Raw genomic sequence first — 15,267 nt, forward strand, 5'->3', positions numbered from 1 at the left:
CACCTTCCTCGGATGTGGCTCGGGGGCGCGGCGGCGTTTGGTGATCTGCACGACAGCATCCGCGCGCGCCGATCCGGTTTGCACCCCGTGAACCTCCGAAGATCACCCGCTCCGGCGGCCCCGGTTTTGTGCGATCACCCAAACCACGCGGTTCAGAGCGACTTGAGAGCGAGGAACACGTCCACCCGGTCCTCGAGCCGGGACAGATCGCGACCGGTCAGTTGCTCAACGCGTTCGATCCGGTAGCGAACGGTGTTGACATGAAGGTGTAGAGCCTCGGCCGCCCGCGACCACGAGCCGTCGCAGGCGAGGAACTCCTGCAGCGTGGCGAGCAGGTCGGCGTTGGTACGGCGATCGTGTTCGAGCACGGGCCCGAGGACGCGGTGGGTGTAGGTACGCCGTACGTCGTCGGGCAACGTGGCGAGCAGCAGGACGTGCGAGGCGACTTCCTCCGACGTGACCACCGACACCGGCGTACTGCCCGATCGAGCGACCCGATGTGCGAACCGGGCCTCCTCGAGCGCACCCACCAGCGCGTCGACGCCGGTCTCGCCGCTGACGCCGACCGCGAGCCGCGCGCGCACGAGCCCCGAGGAGAGCCGGCCGAACGCTCGGCGGAGCTGCTCCGGCAGCCCGGGGACGAACGGCAGCAACGCGACGAGCACCCCGTTACGCCCCGGCGCCACGACCGCGGGACCGAACGTGAGCGCGACATCCTCGAGCAGCGTGATCGCGACCTCGCTCGGCCCGTCGTCGCGCAGGTCCGCCACTGCGACCACCATCGGCAGGTCCGAGTGCGCACCGGCCTGCCGCAGCCGGATGGCGACTTCGGCATGCGGTGCGCCCGACTCGACCAATGCCAGCGCGTCAGCCACCAGAGGCCGCAACGCCAGCCGCCCTTCGTCCCGGCGAGCCCTGTCCAGCGCGGCGATCGCGCACAGCTCTTGCACTGCCTCGACGTGGTCGCGGGACCAGTCCGTGTGGTTGCCCTCGATCGCCAGCACCCACGCCGTCAGCCGATTCCCCAGACCCGACCCGACCGGGAACAGGCTGTACGACGTACCGAAGGCGTCGGCGACCGCAGGAGTCCGGTCCGCGGTCAGGAACCGCCGCGAGAGCACGTCGAGCACTTCCTCGTCCAGACGACCAGGCCCGGGTACGACGTGCCGGCCGGTCGGCGTGATCACCCGGCAGTCGTGCCCGATCTCGGCGGAGATGCGGTCCGCGAGCTCGTCGAGACTCCGGCCGGCCGCGATCGACGACAACAGTTGCCGTTGCCGTACCAGGCTCGCGGACAGCCGCATCCCCGTCTCGGCCGAGCCTGCGGCGGCGACGTACTCGGTGATGTCGGCGAACGCGACCTCGATGGGCACCTCGACGAGGGTGACCTGGTGGCGGTGGCAGGCCTCGAGCAGGTCCTCGGGGACGGCGCCGAGCAACGCCTTCCCGGCCAGGATCGTGGTGGCGCCCCGGACCGCCATCGAGGAGACGAAGGTCTCGCTGTCCGCCTCGCTCCGGCGCCAGACCAGGCCGGTCAGCACCAGCTCGCCGCCGCTCAGGTACCGGCCGGGTTCGAGCAGGTCGGTGGTGACCAGCCGGCCGACCGGACGGGCGAGTGAGTCGTCGGCCAGGTGCAGCAGGCGGAGCCCGAGCTCGGGCGCGTCGAGCAGCTCGGACAGCAGCACGGCGCACCTCCTCCGCCCGGTGTGGTTCTCAGAGGAACGTACAACGCCCGGGCACCCGGCCGGAAACCTTTCCCTTGACGCCGGCGCGCTGGCCCACCTATGGTCTTTTCGCAGAACAGAATTCAACTTCCGCAATACGGAAAGTCGAGAATGCTATGACCAATCCGCTGCGCTACACGGTGAACTGCTCGCTGCTGTTCACCGAGCTTCCGCTGCTGGAGCGCCCGGCGGCCGCCCGGCGGGCCGGCTTCGGCGCCGTCGAGTTCTGGTGGCCGTTCGTCGAGGCGGTGCCGACCGACCGGCACGTCGACGCGTTCGTGACCGCGATCCAGGACGCCGGCGTCCAGCTGACCGGCCTGAACTTCTTCGCCGGCGACATGCCCGGCGGCGACCGCGGCCTGGTGTCCTGGCCGAAGCGGTCCGGCGAGTTCCGGGACAACATCGACGTCACCGTCGGCATCGGCGAGCGACTCGGCTGCCAGGCCTTCAACGCGCTGTACGGCAACCGCGAGGACGGCCACTCCCCGAGTGAGCAGGACGACCTCGCGGTCGAGAACCTCGCGCTCGCCGCGCAGGCGGCGGCCCGGATCGACGGCGTCGTACTGGTCGAGCCCGTCAGCGGCGCGGACCGGTATCCGCTGCTGACCGCCGCCGACGCGCTGGCCGTGATCGACCGGGTGCAGGCGCCGAACGTCGGGCTGCTCGCGGACCTCTACCACCTCGCGGTCAACGGCGACGACGTCGACCGGGTGATCGCCGAGCACACCGACCGGATCGCGCACGTGCAGATCGCCGACGCCCCCGGCCGCAACGAGCCCGGCACCGGCACGCTCTCGCTCGCGCGGCAGCTCGACGCGCTCACGGCCAACGGCTACTCGGGCTGGATCGGCCTGGAGTACAAGCCCTCCACCACCACCGTCGACAGCTTCGGCTGGCTGCCGCGCGCCGCCCGCTGACACCTCTTTGGGAGATCTCCGACATGACGAACATCGCCTTCATCGGCCTCGGCATCATGGGCAGCCCGATGGCTGTGCACCTGGCCGCCGCCGGTCACAACGTCGCCGGCCTCGACCGCACTCCCGAGCGCGGCGCTCCGCTGGTCGAGGCCGGCGGCCGGTACGCGACCTCGGTCGCCGACGCGATCAAGGGCGCCGACGTGATCTGCGTGATGGTGCCCGACTCACCCGACGTCGAAGAGGTCCTGGCCGGCGAGGACGGCGTCTTCCAGCACGCCGAGACCGGCTCGCTGATCATCGACTTCTCCAGCATCCGGCCGGACGTCACCCAGTCGCTGGCCGAGCAGGCCCGGGCGCTCGGCTTCCGGATCCTGGACGCTCCCGTCTCCGGCGGTGAGGCCGGCGCGAAGAACGCCGCCCTGTCGATCATGGTCGGCGGCGACGCGGACGACTTCGAGGCCGCCAAGCCGTTGTTCGACGTGGTCGGCAAGACCGTCGTGCACGTCGGCCCGAGCGGATCCGGCCAGACCGTCAAGGCGGCGAACCAGCTGATCGTTGCCGCCAACATCCAGGCGCTGGCCGAGTCCGTCGTCTTCCTGGAGGCGTACGGCGTCGACACCAAGGCCGCCCTGGAGGTCCTCGGCGGTGGCCTGGCCGGGTCCTCGGTGCTGAACCAGAAGAAGGAGAACATGCTGGGGCGCTCGTTCCAGCCCGGCTTCCGGATCGACCTGCACCACAAGGACATGGGCATCGTCACCGCCGCAGCCCGCGAGGCGGGTGTCGCCGTACCGCTCGGCTCGCTCGTCGCCCAGTTGGTCGCGTCCGCCCGGGCCAACGGTGACGGCGGCCTCGACCACTCCGCGCTGCTGCGTGGCGTGGAGCGCCTGTCCGGAAAGGCGTCGGGCTGATGGCACGCATGCGCGCGGTCGACGCCGCGGTCCTGATCCTGGAGAAGGAAGGCTCCACCCAGACCTTCGGGCTGCCCGGTGCCGCGATCAACCCCTTCTACAGCGCGATGAAGAAGCACGGCGGGATCAAGCACGTGCTGGCCCGCCACGTCGAGGGCGCGTCCCACATGGCCGAGGGCTACACCCGGGCGAAGGCCGGCAACATCGGCGTCTGCATCGGTACGTCGGGACCGGCCGGCACCGACATGATCACCGGGCTGTACTCCGCCTCCGCGGACTCGATCCCGATCCTGTGCATCACCGGCCAGGCGCCGGTCGCCAAGCTGCACAAGGAGGACTTCCAGGCCGTCGACATCGCCTCGATCGCCAAGCCGGTCGCGAAGTGGGCGGTCACGGTGATGGAGCCGGCGCAGGTGCCCGGCACCTTCCAGAAGGCCTTCCAGCTGATGCGGGACGGCCGCCCGGGTCCGGTGCTGATCGACCTGCCGCTGGACGTCCAGCTGGCCGAGATCGACTTCGACATCGAGACGTACGAACCGCTGCCGGTGGCCAAGCCGGCCGCGACGCGGGCACAGGCGGAGAAGGCTCTCGCGATGCTGAACGCCGCGGAGCGGCCGCTGCTCGTGGCCGGTGGCGGGATCATCAACGCGGACGCGTCCGACCTGCTGGTCGAGTTCGCCGAGTTGGTCGGGGTGCCCGTCGTACCGACGCTGATGGGCTGGGGCTCGATCCCGGACGACCACCGGCTGATGGCCGGCATGGTCGGGCTGCAGACCTCGCACCGCTACGGGAACGCGACGCTGCTCGCCTCGGACCTGGTGTTCGGCATCGGCAACCGGTGGGCCAACCGGCACACCGGGTCGGTCGGGACCTACACCGAGGGCCGCAAGTTCATCCACGTCGACATCGAGCCGACGCAGATCGGCCGGGTGTTCTCGCCGGACTACGGCATCGTGTCCGATGCGCGCGCCGCGCTCGAGGTGTTCGTCGAGGTCGCGCGGGAGTGGGTCGCCGACGGTCGCCTGGCGGACCGGTCCGCGTGGGTTGCGGAGTGTCAGGAACGCCGTACGGCGTTGCTGCGCAAGACGCACTTCGACGTCGTGCCGATCAAGCCGCAGCGGGTCTACGAGGAGATGAACCGGGCGTTCGGGCCGGACACCCGCTACGTGTCGACCATCGGGCTGTCGCAGATCCAGGCGGCTCAGATGTTGCACGTCTACCGGCCGCGGCACTGGATCAATGCCGGCCAGGCTGGGCCGCTGGGGTGGACCGTTCCGGCGACGCTGGGGGTCGCGGTGGCGGACCCGGAGAGCACTGTGGTCGCGCTGTCGGGTGACTACGACTTCCAGTTCCTGATCGAGGAGCTGGCGGTCGGCGCGCAGTTCAACATCCCGTACGTCCACGTCGTCGTGAACAACTCCTACCTCGGTCTGATCCGTCAGGCGCAGCGCGGGTTCGACATGGACTTCTGCGTGCAGCTGTCCTTCGAGAACATCAACAGCCCCGAGGTCAACGGCTACGGCGTCGACCACGTCAAGGTCGCCGAAGGCCTGGGCTGCAAGGCCCTCCGGGTCACCGAGCCCGACGAGATCCTGCCCGCCCTGGAGAAGGCCAAGAAGCTCATGGCCGAGTTCCAGGTGCCGGTCGTCGTCGAGGTCATCCTCGAACGCGTCACCAACGTCTCGATGGGCCTGGAGATCGACAACGTGACCGAGTTCGAAGACCTGGCGGAGCGCCCCGAGGACGCCCCGACCGCCATCGCGGTCCGATGACCCGCGTGGTGGTTGCCTCCGACAAGTTCAAGGGCAGCCTCACCAGCAACCAGGTGGCGGTGGCGGTTCGCGAAGGGGTACGGCGTGCCGACCCCGACGTGACCGTGGACGCCGTACCAGTGGCCGACGGCGGCGACGGCACCCTCGCCGCCGCCGTCGCCGCCGGATTCGAACTGGTCGCGGTGACCGTGACCGGCCCGACCGGCTCGCGCGTGCGCAGTGGGTTCGCCCGCCGCGGCGACACCGCAGTCGTAGAGCTCGCGGACGCCTCAGGCCTGGTCCGCCTCCCCGGCGGCCGGTTCGCACCCATGACCGCAACCTCCCGCGGCACCGGCGAGCTGATGGCCGCGGCCATCGACAACGGCTGCACCCGGGTGATCCTGGGCATCGGCGGCAGCGCCTCCACCGACGGCGGCACCGGCCTGGTCCGCGCCATGGGTGCCACCATCAGTGAGGAATCCCTGGAGCTGACCGCACTTCGTGAGCGGATCGCTGGTGTCGAGGTTGTGGTGGCGTGTGACGTCGACAACCCTCTGACCGGGCCGTCGGGTGCTGCAGCTGTCTACGGGCCGCAGAAGGGCGCCGACACCGCCCAAGTCGCGCAGCTGGATGCTGCTCTCGGCCGGTGGGCGGATCTCGTGGCTCGGGAGACCGGGCGTGACCTGCGGGATGTACCCGGGGCCGGGGCAGCGGGTGGAGTGGGGTTTGCGGCGGTCGCCCTGCTGGGGGCCGAACTGCGGCCCGGGATCGGGCTGATGCTCGATCTCGTTCGCTTCCACGAGCAGCTCCAAGGCGCGGACCTCGTAGTCACCGGCGAGGGTGCGCTGGACGAGCAGACGTTGCATGGGAAGGCGGTCGCGGGAGTGGCGGCGGCGGCTCGGGCGGCGGGGGTTCTGGTGGTGGCCGTGTGCGGCACCAATCGGCTCGACCGCCACAGGCTCGAGGAAGCCGGGATCGCGGCCGCCTACGCGTTGACCGACCTCGAGCCCGACGTACGGCGTTGTATCGGCGAGCCGATCCCGCTGCTCCGGCAACTCGGCGAGAAGATCGCGGCCGGTCACCTGCCGAGATCTACGATGACAGCAACCGAGAGGGGCATCGCATGACCTCGCTGGATCTCGTCATCAGGGCTCGCCGCGTGATCACCGCCGCGGGTGAAGCCCCGCATGCGGTCGGGGTGCGGGACGGTCGGATCGCCGCCATAGCGCCGTACGACGCCCAGCTCGACGCCGCCCGAGAGCTGATCCTGGCCGACGACGAGGTGCTGATGCCCGGCCTGGTCGACTCGCACGTGCACGTGAACGACCCCGGTCGCACGGACTGGGAAGGCTTCACCTCCGCGACCCGGGCAGCCGCTGCCGGCGGCGTCACCACGATCATCGACATGCCGCTCAACAGCATCCCGCCGACCTGCGACGTACCTGCGCTGGAGCTGAAGCGGAAGACCGCGGCCGGCCAGGCGTACGTCGACGTCGGCTTCTGGGGCGGCGCTATCCCGGGCAATCTCGCCCAGCTGCGCCCGCTGCACGACGCCGGGGTCTTCGGCTTCAAGTGCTTCCTCCTGCACAGCGGCGTCGACGAGTTCCCGCCGCTGGCGCAGGACGAGCTCAGGCTCGTCATGCGCGAGATCACCGCGTTCGACGGCCTGCTGATCGTGCACGCCGAGGACGCGCACCGGATCGACGACGCACCATCACCGAAGGGCGCCAGCTACCAAGCCTTCCTGCTGTCCCGGCCCCGCGCAGCAGAGACCAGAGCCGTCGCCGGCGTCATCGAGCTCGCCCGACGGACAGGTTGCCGCGTCCACATCCTGCACGTGTCCTGCGCCGACGTCCTCCCGATGATCGCCCGGGCACGACAGTCGGGCGTCCGGATCACCGCCGAGACCTGCCCGCACTACCTGACCTTCACCGCGGAGGAGATCCCCGACGGCGCCACGCAGTACAAGTGCTGCCCGCCGATCCGGGAGGCCGCGAACCGCGAGCTGCTCTGGGACGGCCTGCGCGACGGCGTGATCGACCTGGTCGTGTCCGACCACTCGCCGTCCACGATCGAGCTCAAACGCCTCGACACCGGCGACTTCGGCGAGGCCTGGGGCGGGATCGCCTCCCTCCAGCTCGGCCTCTCCGCCGTCTGGACCGGGGCCCGCGCGCGCGGCTTCACGCTGGCCGACGTCGCACGCTGGATGTGTCAGGCGCCCGCCGTTCCGCTCAAAGGCAGGATCGAGACCGGGTACGACGCCGACTTCTGCGTCTTCGCCCCGGACGCGACGTTCGTGGTGGACGCGAGCACCCTGCACCACAAGCACGCCATCACCCCGTACGACGGACGCCGGCTCGACGGCGTCGTCCGCAGCACCTGGCTGCGCGGCGCCCTGGTCGACATCGACGCTGGCCCCCGAGGACGGCTGCTGACCCGAGGAGGACACGGATGACCTACTACTCTCCGAGCGGTGGGCTGCCTGCCCAGACCGACCTGACAACCGACCGCGCCGTCTTCACCGAGGCGTACGCCGTCCTGCCGCGCGGGACCATGCGCGACATCGTCACCAGCCGGCTGCCGTTCTGGAACGACACGCGGCTGTGGGTGATCGCGCGGCCGTTGTCCGGGTTCGCCGAGACGTTCTCGCAGTACATCGTGGAGGTCGCGCCGGGCGGCGGCAGTGACAGGCCGGAGACCGACCCGGGCGCCGAGGCGGTCGTGTTCGTTGTCGAGGGCAACGTGACGCTGACGGTCGCCGGTGAGAAGCACGACCTCGGGCCGGGCGGGTACGCGTTCCTGCCGCCGGCGGCCGACTGGACGCTGCACAACACCAGCGAGCGGGTCGCCCGGTTCCACCTGGTCCGGAAGGCGTACGAGCGGGTGGAGGGGATCGACGTACCCGAGCCGTTCGTCACCAACGAGGTGGACGTCAAGGGTGTGGAGATGCCGGGCACCGAGGGCCGCTGGAAGACGCAGCGGTTCGTCGACCCGGACGACGTACGGCACGACATGCACGTCAACATCGTCAGCTTCGAGCCCGGCGGCGTGATCCCGTTCCCGGAGACGCACGTGATGGAGCACGGCCTGTACGTCCTCGAAGGCAAGGCCGTCTACCTCCTGAACAAGGACTGGGTCGAGGTGCAGGAGGGCGACTTCATGTGGCTCCGCGCCTTCTGCCCCCAGGCCTGCTACGCCGGCGGCCCCGGCCGCTTCCGCTACCTGCTTTACAAGGACGTCAACCGGCACCCGAAGCTGACCCTCTAGAGACTGATCGTCACCGGGCGCTGCGGGGGATGGAGGGGGTCGGTGGCCAGGCGGGCGTGGCGTTCGACGTCGTACCGGGTGCCGTCGTAGGCGAGGCGTTGGCGTTCCAGGCCTTCGTAGAGGAAGCCGGCGCCGGCGGCCACGCTGCAGGAGGCCGGGTTGTTGGTGCGGTGGCCGAGCTCGAGGCGGTAGAGGCCGGCCTCCTGGTGGGCCCAGTTGGCGAGGGCGCGGAGCGCGTCGCGGGCGATGCCCTGGCCGCGGACCTCGGCGAGCGTCCAGTACCAGGTCCAGCCGACCTGGTGCCGGTCGATGTTCGTCACCGCGACGCACCCGATCGGGTGGTCCTCGGCGTCCGCCACGGCGTAGACGTGGCCGTTGTCCAGGTCGGCCACCCGGCCGATCCAGTCGACCGCCGACGCCGTGTCCACGATCCCGCCCTGGTTCACCATCTCGGGATCCTGGTGCGCCGCCGACAACCGCAGCGCGTCCGCCGTTCGCCACCGCCGAAGATCCAGCTGCCCCAGCGCATATCCCATCCATGAAATCTACCGCCGACGCTGCCTGGGCAAACCCTCTCCCGGCGCGTACACCCTTCCGCGCGCGGCCCCGACCCGGCCGGGGCAGGATAGGCCGCATGGCATATCTGGATTTCAGGGATCAGGTCGTCGTGGTGACCGGCGCGAGCAGCGGGATCGGGGCCGCGGCGGCGGTCGGGTTCGCCGAGACCGGGGCGACGGTCGCGCTGCACTACCACCGCAACTCCGAGGGCGCGAAGCACACGCTGGGCGCAGTCCAGACCGCCGGCGGTACGGCGACCGTCCACCAGGCGGACCTGGCCGACCCGGTGTCGGCGGGCAAGCTGATCGACGACGTGCTCGCCGAGCACGGCCGGATCGACGTGCTGGTGAACAACGCCGGTGACCTGATCAACCGCGCACCGGTCAGCGAGGTGCCGGACGAGGAGTTCCACCGGATCCTGGACGTGAACCTGACTTCGGTGTTCGCGCTCTCCCGCCGGATCGTGCCGGTGTTCCGGACCCAGGGCGGCGGCACCATCATCAACGTCACCTCGATCGCCGGCCGGCACGGCGGTGGCGGTGGCTCGGTCGTGTACGCGACCAGCAAGGGCGCGGTCAGCACGTTCACCCGCGGCCTGGCCAAGGAGCTCGCCCCCGAGGGGATCCGGGTCAATGCCATCTCACCCGGCGTGATCAAGACGCCGTTCCACGACCGGCACACCGGCGAGGAGCAGCTGAACGGCATGATCGCCACCATCCCGATGGGCCGCACCGGCACCCCGCACGAGTGCGTCGGCACCATCCTGTTCCTCGCCTCGGACGCGATGAGCTCCTACGTCACCGGCCAGATCATCGAGGTCAACGGCGGCCAGTTGATGCCCTAGGCAACCGGCCGGAACAGGGCGTTGTGGTCCAGCACGTCCCCGGTGGGCCGATACCCGAGCCGAGCGAGTACGGCGTGCAGTCGCGTTCGCGTCTCCGGCCTCTTGTCCTCCACCAGCAGGGCCCGTGGTCGCAGCCGCGTCAGGGTTTGCGTGGCTCCGGAGAGGGCAGCCAGCTCGGCGCCCTCGATGTCCATCTTCACGATGTCGAGCCGGTCGAGTCCGTGGTCCCGGGACCAGTCGCCCAGCGTGACCACGGGCACCTCCTGCACCACGGTCCCGTTGCCGTAGAGGGATCGCACACCGGCGTCAGCCTCGTCGTACCGGCTGTCCGCTCTGAGCGCCGCGTAGCTCGCGCGCTCTCCGAGTGCGGCCGGCACGATTTCCACCTGCAGGCTGTTGCGCTCCGCCCCGGCGCGGAGCTTGGCCAGGCAGTCGGTGGCCGGCTCGAACGCGATGACGCGGCCGCCACCTAGGCGCTTCAAGCGCTTGGCGGCGGTGAGCGCGTGCAGGCCGATGTTCGCTCCTACGTCGAGCATGACGTCGCCTTGCCGCAGCTCGCGCAGCAGGAATCGGCGGACAGTTGGCTCGTAGCGGCCGGCGTAGTAGAGGACTGCCTGCAGGTTGTCGCGCAGGTCCAGCTCGAGTTGCAGGCCCTGGCGTCGTACCGAGACTGTGGGAGTCGCCCAGTCGGGCGAGACCTTGACGAGCCAGGGGTTGGCGTCGGCCAGGCGGGGTGAGATGCGCAGGGCGACGCGATGTACTCCGGCGTCGGTGCGGCCCTCGATGGCTCCGGCCAGGCGGGCGGTTCGGCGGGCGGCGTGTGGGCTCAGCGCACGTGCGAGGACGTGCGCTGAGCGCCACAGCAGTTGGGTCACCTACGCCTGGTACCCGATCGCGGCCGGCCTACTGCGAGAGGGTGCGGTAGCGGTGGGCGGACAGCGGGAGGAAGACGGCGATCAGGACGAGGGGAGAGACGATCGCCGCGATCTCCGCGTGGTTGCCGATCCAGGTTGCCGTCGCTGATGGGTCCGGGTTGCCGAACAGGGCTCGGGACGCGGTAGCCGTTGCGGACAACGGGTTCCACTGGGCGATGGTGCCGAGCCAGTCGGGCATCGTCGAGGTGGCGACGAACGCGCTGGACAGGAAGCCGATCGGCCAGACCAGCACCTGCACCACGGTCACGCTCTGAGCGTTCTTCACCGACAGCCCGATGAAGATCCCGACCCACAGCAACGCGAACCGCAGCAAGAGCAGCAACCCGAAGGCCGCAAGTGCCGCCGGCAGCCCTTCATGCCAGCGCCACCCGAGCGCGAGCCCGGCCGCGGCCAGCACGATCAGAGTGACCACCGAGTCGAGCATGTCCGCGATGCACCGGCCCAGCACCACGGCCGTCGAGCTCATCGGCAGCGACCGGAACCGGTCCGTCACCCCCTTGTCCTTGTCCGTGGTCACCGCCGTCATCGTGCCCTCGAGCCCGAACAGCATCGCCAGCGCGAAGATCCCGGGCACCAGCAGTTCGTAGTACGACTCGCCCTCGGGGAAGTCCATCGCGCCGCCGAGCAGGCTGCCGAACATCAGCAGCATCAGCACCGGGAACAACCAGTTGAAGACGATCAGCCCCGGCTGGTTCCGCCAGTGCGTCAGCGTCCGCCGCGCGATCGTCCAGCTGTCCGCCAAGGTCCACCCGAGCGTACTCATCCACGTCCTCGCTTCGCTCCGGGCGCGGATGAGGACACGAGCCGCCTGTGCTTGATGATGAACTCGCTCCGCTCGTTCACGCCGCCACCTCCGGCCCGGTCAGGTGCAGGAACACTTCGTCCAGCGTCGGTCTGCGCAGCGTGATGTCCTCCGGTTCGATCTTTGCTTCGTGCAAGGAATTCGCAATCGTCACCAGCGCCCGCGTCCGGTCCTTCACCGGCACGCTGATCCGGACGTCGGTCACCCGGATCTCCCCGTCCGCCAGGGGCTTTGCCAGCTCGATCACCTGCGTCACGTCGGCGGGATCCGCCAGCACCAGGTCCAGCCAGTCGGACCCGAGCTGGGTCTTCAACTCGTCCGGAGTGCCCTCGGCCACCACCTTCCCGGCCTTGAGCATCGAGATCCGGTTCGCCAGCTGATCCGCCTCCTCCAGGTACTGCGTGGTCAGCAGCACCGTCGTCCCGCCGTCGACCAGTTGCCGGACGGCGTTCCACACCTCGATCCGGCCGGCCGGGTCCAGCCCGGTGGTCGGCTCGTCGACGAACAGCACCGACGGCGCCACGATCAGGCTGGCCGCCAGGTCGAGCCGCCGCCGCATCCCGCCGGAGTACTTCGTGACCGCCTGCCCGGCCGCCTCGGTCAGGCTGAACCGCTCGAGCAACTCGTCCGCCCGCCGGACCGAGGCCGCGTGGCCCAGGTGGTTCAGCCGGCCGAACATGACCAGGTTCTGCCGGCCGGTCAGCACCTCGTCGACCGCCGCGTACTGGCCGACGAGCCCGATCCGGCGCCGTACCTCGGCGCCCTGCCGGCGAACGTCGTACCCCGCGATCGTCGCGGTGCCGGAGTCCATCTCGAGCAGTGTGGACAGGATCCGCACCGCTGTCGTCTTGCCGGCGCCGTTGGGCCCGAGCAGGCCCGTCACGGTGCCGGCCGTGACCTCCAGGTCGAAACCGTTCAGCCCCGCCCCCTCGGTGCCGCCCTTGTAGTTCTTCCGTACGCCGACGGCCTCGATCACACGTTCCGTAGTCACTTCCCACCTCTCGCCGAATGAATCGTAGGGTGTACCGTACACCGTACGACTCAGGTACGATGCGGTCAACGACGAGCGGTTGGAGTTTGTTCCCTTGAGTCCGAAGAAGTCGGCCGCGCCCGATCCGGCGCGCAGTCTGGCGCTGTTGTGGGGCAGTCACACCAAGCCCGGCCGGTCCGGCCTGACCGTGCGCTCGATCGTCGGCACCGCGATCGAGTTGGCGGACACGCAAGGGCTCGACGCGGTGTCCATGCGGACCGTCGCGGAGCAGCTGAAAGTCGGCACGATGTCGCTCTACACGCACGTGCCGGGCAAGGGTGAGCTGACAGACCTGATGTTCGACAGCGTGTACGGCGACCTCTACGCCGACGTCGACGAGCCGGCCCGGCAGTCAGGAGGCTGGCGAGGAGCGCTGGAGTTCATCGCTCAGCGCAACTGGGACGTCCTGGTGAAGCATCCGTGGATCCACGAGGTCCCGACGATGCGGAACGCGCTCGGGCCGAACATCACCTTGAAGTACGAAGCCGAGCTCCGTCCGCTGGACGGGCTCGGCCTGACCGACGTCGAAATGGACTCCGCGCTGACGCTCGTCCTCACCCACGTCCACGGCACCGCCCGCGCGGGCGCGGAGCAACTCCGCACCCAGCGCGAGACCGGTCTGTCCGACCAGGAGTGGTGGCGGGAGATCTCACCCACGCTCACCTACGTCATGGCCGGTGCGGCCGACCGATTCCCGGTGGCCGGCCGCGTCGGCACCTCGGTCGGCGAGCACTTCCAGTCCGTCATCGATCCCGCGCATGCGCTGCAGTTCGGGCTGACCCGGATCCTGGACGGGATCGAGCTGCTGATCGCTAGCCGTTGAGCAGGTCCTCGAACGGGGTGGGGTTCTCGTACGGGTCGGCCTGGGTCGGGATCTCGTGGTGGAGGGCGGCCACCAGCTCGGTTGCGGCCTGGGCGATCCGGGTGCGGAGCTTGGTGGCGCCGCTGCCCCAGTCGGTGGAGGCGGCGTACACGCCGGTCGCGACCGGGAGCGCCTTCAGGTAGGCGAACAGCGGCCGCAGGGCGAAGTCGAGCACCAGGGAGTGCCGCTCGGTGCCGCCGGTCGCGGCGAGCAGCACGGGCTTGCCGGCCAGCGCCTTGTCGTCGAGCACGTCGAAGAACATCTTGAACAGCCCGCTGTACGACGCGCTGAACGTCGGCGTCACCGCGATCAGGGCGTCGGCCTTGGTGACCGTGTCGAGCACCTTGCCGAGCTCGGCCGTCGGGAAGCCAGTGAGCAGGTTGTTGGTCAGGTCGTGGGCGTGGTCCCGCACCTCGATCAGCTCGACCCGCGACTCGATCCCGCGACCGGACAACTCGTCGCGCACCGCGGCGGCCAGTTGGTCGGCGAGCAGCCGGGACGACGAAGGGGTCGTCAGCCCGGCCGTCACCACGGCGATCACACGCTCGGTCATACCGTCGGCTCCTCGATCGTCTCCAGGTCCCGCGCCCGCTCGGCTGCGGCCTTCAGGGAGGCGTGCGTCGGCGCGTCCGGCACGTGAGCCGGCTTCTTCGCGGCGAACTCCTTGCGCAGCACCGGCACGACCTCCTCGCCGAGGATGTCCAGCTGCTCGAGCACGGTCTTCAACGGCAGTCCGGCGTGGTCGATCAGGAACAGCTGCCGCTGGTAGTCACCGAAGTGCTCCCGGAACGTCAGCGTCCGCTCGATCACTTCCTGCGGACTGCCGACCGTCAGCGGAGTCTCCCGGCTGAAGTCCTCCAGCGACGGGCCGTGCCCGTAGACCGGCGCGTTGTCGAAGTACGGCCGGAACTCCCGGACCGCGTCCTGCGAGTTCTTCCGCATGAAGACCTGACCGCCGAGGCCGACGATCGCCTGGTCCGCGGCGCCGTGCCCGTAGTGCTCGAAGCGGCTGCGGTAGAGCTCGATCATCCGCTTGGTGTGGGTGACCGGCCAGAAGATGTTGTTGTGGAAGAACCCGTCACCGTAGTACGCCGCCTGCTCGGCGATCTCGGGTGAGCGGATCGACCCGTGCCACACGAACGGAGGTACGCCGTCGAGCGGCCGCGGCGTCGCGGTGAAGCCCTGCAGCGGCGTCCGGAACTTGCCCTCCCAGTCGACCACGTCCTCACGCCACAGCCGGCGCAGGAGCGCGTAGTTTTCGACTGCGAGCCCGATGCCGTTGCGGATGTCCTGGCCGAACCACGGATACACCGGGCCGGTGTTGCCGCGACCCATCATCAGGTCGACCCGGCCGTCGGCCAGGTGCTGCAGCATCGCGTAGTCCTCGGCGATCTTCACCGGGTCGTTGGTGGTGATCAGGGTGGTCGCGGTGGACAGCACGATCCTCGACGTCTTCGCCGCGATGAACCCGAGTTGCGTGGTGGGGGAGGACGGCACGAACGGCGGGTTGTGGTGCTCACCCTGCGCGAACACGTCCAGGCCCACCTCCTCGGCCTTCAGCGCGATCGCGACCATGGCCTTGATCCGCTCGGCCTCGCTCACCGTCTGACCGGTGGTCGGGTCCTCGGTCACGTCGCCGACGCTGAACACACCGAACTGCATCTGTCCT

At 69.8% G+C, this 15,267-nt stretch carries 15 protein-coding genes; 8 read left to right on the forward strand and 7 right to left on the reverse strand.

Going from position 1 to position 15,267, the window contains the following annotated elements; translation table 11 throughout:
- Nucleotides 1-152: 152 nt before the first annotated feature.
- Nucleotides 153-1,685: a PucR family transcriptional regulator gene (locus tag ACIBGM_RS12185; protein ID WP_396385419.1), complete on the reverse strand. Its 1,533-nt coding sequence runs from the start codon at nucleotides 1,683-1,685 to the stop codon at nucleotides 153-155.
- Nucleotides 1,686-1,840: 155 nt separating this feature from the next.
- Between ACIBGM_RS12185 and ACIBGM_RS12190 the strand changes: the two genes are divergently transcribed.
- From ACIBGM_RS12190 to ACIBGM_RS12215, 6 genes are read left to right on the forward strand one after another with little or no spacing between them, the layout of a single operon-like run.
- On the forward strand, nucleotides 1,841-2,641 hold the full coding sequence (locus ACIBGM_RS12190; RefSeq protein ID WP_396385421.1) for a hydroxypyruvate isomerase family protein: 801 nt from the start codon (nucleotides 1,841-1,843) through the stop codon (nucleotides 2,639-2,641).
- Between the two features lie 23 nt (nucleotides 2,642-2,664).
- Nucleotides 2,665-3,549: a 2-hydroxy-3-oxopropionate reductase gene (locus ACIBGM_RS12195; RefSeq protein ID WP_360518882.1), complete on the forward strand. Its 885-nt coding sequence runs from the start codon at nucleotides 2,665-2,667 to the stop codon at nucleotides 3,547-3,549.
- On the forward strand, nucleotides 3,549-5,321 hold the full coding sequence (gene gcl / locus ACIBGM_RS12200) for a glyoxylate carboligase (RefSeq protein ID WP_360518885.1): 1,773 nt from the start codon (nucleotides 3,549-3,551) through the stop codon (nucleotides 5,319-5,321). Before ACIBGM_RS12195 ends, gcl begins: the two co-directional genes overlap by 1 nt.
- Nucleotides 5,318-6,427, forward strand: a complete 1,110-nt coding sequence (locus ACIBGM_RS12205) for a glycerate kinase (RefSeq protein WP_360518888.1) — start codon at nucleotides 5,318-5,320, stop codon at nucleotides 6,425-6,427. The genes gcl and ACIBGM_RS12205 overlap by 4 nt, the downstream gene beginning before the upstream one ends.
- Nucleotides 6,424-7,755, forward strand: coding sequence for an allantoinase AllB (allB, locus tag ACIBGM_RS12210; protein ID WP_396385422.1), 1,332 nt, complete (start codon nucleotides 6,424-6,426; stop codon nucleotides 7,753-7,755). The genes ACIBGM_RS12205 and allB overlap by 4 nt, the downstream gene beginning before the upstream one ends.
- On the forward strand, nucleotides 7,752-8,567 hold the full coding sequence (locus ACIBGM_RS12215) for a bifunctional allantoicase/(S)-ureidoglycine aminohydrolase (protein ID WP_396385424.1): 816 nt from the start codon (nucleotides 7,752-7,754) through the stop codon (nucleotides 8,565-8,567). Before allB ends, ACIBGM_RS12215 begins: the two co-directional genes overlap by 4 nt.
- Here ACIBGM_RS12215 and ACIBGM_RS12220 read toward each other — a convergent pair.
- Entirely contained in the window at nucleotides 8,564-9,103 is a 540-nt protein-coding gene (locus ACIBGM_RS12220; RefSeq protein ID WP_360518897.1) for a GNAT family protein, read from the reverse strand. The two genes, ACIBGM_RS12215 and ACIBGM_RS12220, sit on opposite strands and share 4 nt — an antisense overlap.
- A 98-nt stretch (nucleotides 9,104-9,201) precedes the next feature.
- On the opposite strand from ACIBGM_RS12220, the gene ACIBGM_RS12225 reads away from it, so the two are divergent.
- Nucleotides 9,202-9,969, forward strand: coding sequence for an SDR family NAD(P)-dependent oxidoreductase (locus ACIBGM_RS12225; RefSeq protein WP_396385425.1), 768 nt, complete (start codon nucleotides 9,202-9,204; stop codon nucleotides 9,967-9,969).
- On the opposite strand, the gene ACIBGM_RS12230 is transcribed toward ACIBGM_RS12225, so the two are convergent.
- From ACIBGM_RS12230 to ACIBGM_RS12240, 3 genes are all read right to left on the reverse strand, one after another.
- The gene (locus ACIBGM_RS12230; RefSeq protein ID WP_396385426.1) at nucleotides 9,966-10,844 is read right to left on the reverse strand and encodes an FkbM family methyltransferase; all 879 of its coding nucleotides are present in this window, start codon (nucleotides 10,842-10,844) and stop codon (nucleotides 9,966-9,968) included. The genes ACIBGM_RS12225 and ACIBGM_RS12230 overlap by 4 nt on opposite strands.
- A gap of 28 nt (nucleotides 10,845-10,872) precedes the next feature.
- The gene (locus ACIBGM_RS12235; protein WP_396385427.1) at nucleotides 10,873-11,667 is read right to left on the reverse strand and encodes an ABC transporter permease; all 795 of its coding nucleotides are present in this window, start codon (nucleotides 11,665-11,667) and stop codon (nucleotides 10,873-10,875) included.
- Nucleotides 11,668-11,743: 76 nt separating this feature from the next.
- Nucleotides 11,744-12,697 carry an ATP-binding cassette domain-containing protein gene (locus ACIBGM_RS12240; RefSeq protein WP_360518909.1) on the reverse strand — a complete coding sequence of 318 codons (954 nt, stop codon included), beginning with the start codon at nucleotides 12,695-12,697 and terminating at the stop codon, nucleotides 11,744-11,746.
- Between the two features lie 94 nt (nucleotides 12,698-12,791).
- Here ACIBGM_RS12240 and ACIBGM_RS12245 point away from each other — a divergent pair, with 94 nt between their 5' ends.
- The gene (locus ACIBGM_RS12245) at nucleotides 12,792-13,559 is read left to right on the forward strand and encodes a TetR/AcrR family transcriptional regulator (RefSeq protein ID WP_360518912.1); all 768 of its coding nucleotides are present in this window, start codon (nucleotides 12,792-12,794) and stop codon (nucleotides 13,557-13,559) included.
- On the opposite strand, the gene ACIBGM_RS12250 is transcribed toward ACIBGM_RS12245, so the two are convergent.
- On the reverse strand, nucleotides 13,549-14,151 hold the full coding sequence (locus ACIBGM_RS12250) for an FMN reductase (protein WP_396385428.1): 603 nt from the start codon (nucleotides 14,149-14,151) through the stop codon (nucleotides 13,549-13,551). The two genes, ACIBGM_RS12245 and ACIBGM_RS12250, sit on opposite strands and share 11 nt — an antisense overlap.
- The gene (locus ACIBGM_RS12255; protein ID WP_396385429.1) at nucleotides 14,148-15,260 is read right to left on the reverse strand and encodes an LLM class flavin-dependent oxidoreductase; all 1,113 of its coding nucleotides are present in this window, start codon (nucleotides 15,258-15,260) and stop codon (nucleotides 14,148-14,150) included. Before ACIBGM_RS12255 ends, ACIBGM_RS12250 begins: the two co-directional genes overlap by 4 nt.
- Nucleotides 15,261-15,267 lie beyond the last annotated feature (7 nt).

Source organism: Kribbella sp. NPDC050470 (assembly GCF_044458365.1).
In the GTDB taxonomy this organism is placed as follows: Bacteria; Actinomycetota; Actinomycetes; order Propionibacteriales; family Kribbellaceae; genus Kribbella.

Bases quoted from the DNA above. Each gene is read 5' to 3' on its own strand.
- ACIBGM_RS12190 (WP_396385421.1), top strand. From the start codon at position 1,841: ATGACCAATCCGCTGCGCTACACGGTGAACTGCTCGCTGCTGTTCACC.
- ACIBGM_RS12195 (WP_360518882.1), top strand. From the start codon at position 2,665: ATGACGAACATCGCCTTCATCGGCCTCGGCATCATGGGCAGCCCGATG.
- gcl (WP_360518885.1), top strand. From the start codon at position 3,549: ATGGCACGCATGCGCGCGGTCGACGCCGCGGTCCTGATCCTGGAGAAG.
- ACIBGM_RS12205 (WP_360518888.1), top strand. From the start codon at position 5,318: ATGACCCGCGTGGTGGTTGCCTCCGACAAGTTCAAGGGCAGCCTCACC.
- allB (WP_396385422.1), top strand. From the start codon at position 6,424: ATGACCTCGCTGGATCTCGTCATCAGGGCTCGCCGCGTGATCACCGCC.
- ACIBGM_RS12215 (WP_396385424.1), top strand. From the start codon at position 7,752: ATGACCTACTACTCTCCGAGCGGTGGGCTGCCTGCCCAGACCGACCTG.
- ACIBGM_RS12220 (WP_360518897.1), bottom strand. From the start codon at position 9,103: ATGGGATATGCGCTGGGGCAGCTGGATCTTCGGCGGTGGCGAACGGCG.
- ACIBGM_RS12225 (WP_396385425.1), top strand. From the start codon at position 9,202: ATGGCATATCTGGATTTCAGGGATCAGGTCGTCGTGGTGACCGGCGCG.
- ACIBGM_RS12235 (WP_396385427.1), bottom strand. From the start codon at position 11,667: ATGAGTACGCTCGGGTGGACCTTGGCGGACAGCTGGACGATCGCGCGG.
- ACIBGM_RS12250 (WP_396385428.1), bottom strand. From the start codon at position 14,151: ATGACCGAGCGTGTGATCGCCGTGGTGACGGCCGGGCTGACGACCCCT.
- ACIBGM_RS12255 (WP_396385429.1), bottom strand. From the start codon at position 15,260: ATGCAGTTCGGTGTGTTCAGCGTCGGCGACGTGACCGAGGACCCGACC.